Source organism: Micromonospora sp. NPDC049151, from assembly GCF_040648395.1.
Lineage (GTDB): Bacteria > Actinomycetota > Actinomycetes > Mycobacteriales > Micromonosporaceae > Micromonospora.
The window spans coordinates 1-1,686 of record NZ_JBEZDP010000054.1; the positions used below are offsets into that span (position 1 = coordinate 1).

General features: G+C 69.9%; 1 pseudogene. It reads right to left on the reverse strand.

Annotated features, from left to right (window positions below):
- Positions 1-76: 76 nt before the first annotated feature.
- Positions 77-1,686 (reverse strand): annotated as a pseudogene (locus tag AB0B20_RS29075) (MFS transporter); the annotation flags it as partial.

Below are 1,686 nucleotides of genomic sequence, written 5' to 3' on the forward strand. Positions count from 1 at the left end.
GCCTAGCGTCATCTGGGGTCGGCACAGGGCCGGCATCAGGAGGGTGGAACCCGGGACATGGGCAGGCGACCGGTTACTGTGCGGCTGCCGGCCGGAGGCTGCGCTGGTCGGCCGTGACGGTGCGGCGCTTGCCGATCGCCGGCTCGTTGGTGCCACCGGGCTCGGCCACGTCCAGCCGGGCGGCGATCCGCATGTCCCGGAAGAACCGGCGGTGCCAGGACCCGGCCGAACTGACCGCCTCGCTGCTGTCCTTGCCGCCGAGCTGGGTGATCCGGCGGTACGGCCGCAGCAGCAGCCAGCCGACCACCCCGCAGAGCCAGACCAGCACCACCTGGAGCCAGCCGGGCAGCGTCGCGGTATTCATGATCAGGTCGACGGCGAAGAGGTAGATGGCCGCCCCGGTGCCGAAGATGGCGATGTTGAAGACCGCGGCGACCACCGCGTTCGCCAGCCGCCGGAGGCCGGCGCTGGCCGGGCGCATCAGGCCGACAGTGCCGAGGATCGGCGCGGCGATCACCGCCCAGCGGAAGATCAGGAAGCCGAGCAGCACCAGCAGCGACGCGGTGAGGTCGAACATGGCGAACAGCACCGAGGCCAGCACCGCGATGAACCCGGCACCGATCCGGTCCATGTCTTTGGTGCCCTTGAGGTACTCGTATGCCTCCGGGTCCTCGGTCTCGATCTGCTGGGCGACACGGGCCCACTGCTGCTGCTTGGCCTTGATCGTGCCCTCGCGGGTAGCCGGATTCTGGCGGAGCTTCTCGGACTCCTCCCAGGTCAGGGACTGGGCGTCGTAAAGGGCCGGACCATACTTCTTCGCAGTCTCGCTGTCCGCCGAGCCGAGCACACCGCGCAGCCAGTTCCGGTAGAGCATCGTCTCGGTGGCTGTGTCACTCGCGCGCACGGCGGGTGGCCGGTGATCCTTGCACGCTTGCGGATTCGGGTCGTCACACTGCCCCGGCGGCGTGTCCTTGGTAGAAGGGCCGACCGCGTCGTGCACCACGCCCAGCGTGCTGATCAACGTGTTGTCGGCGATGTTCGCGGACTTGACCGGCCAGGCGGCCAGCGCGGTCACCGCCACCATCACCAGCAGCGCCCAGCCCGCGGTGGTCATCGCGTTGCTCATGTCCGACTGGCGGGACCGCCAGAGCAGGTAGAGGCCCACCACGCAGACGGTGATGATGCCGAAGACGCTGAACACCTTCTGGTAGACGGCCTTCGTGGCCTGTTCCACAAGCGGGTCGGCCCAGCTCCACATCGTGCGCGGATCCCACGCGCGCTCACGCAGCGCGTTCGAGGCGCCGATCACCGCGTTGGCGAACATGAACTCGCCGTTGGCGACCATCGTGGTGAACCGGTAGTCCGGATGCAGCACCGAGGAGGCGCAGCCGCCGTCGATGTCGTACGTGTTGTAGCTGTACCCGGCGTAGCCGTAGTCGCTGTAGAGGCCCTTCGGGCCGGGCTCCTTCGCCGAGTCGGGCCGGGACGCGAACCAGCCGGCCAGGCCCGAGTCCGGCGCGGCGGGCACCGGCGCGTTGCGGCACTCGACCTGGTCCTCGCTGACGGCCTTGAGCTTGCCGACGCAGGACCGGAAGTCGGCCTGCCACTCCTTGGTGCTGCACAGCTCGGCGCCGGGCGGGGGCGGCGGGCGACACGGGGCCGCCCCCGCCGCCGGTGCCTGGGGAG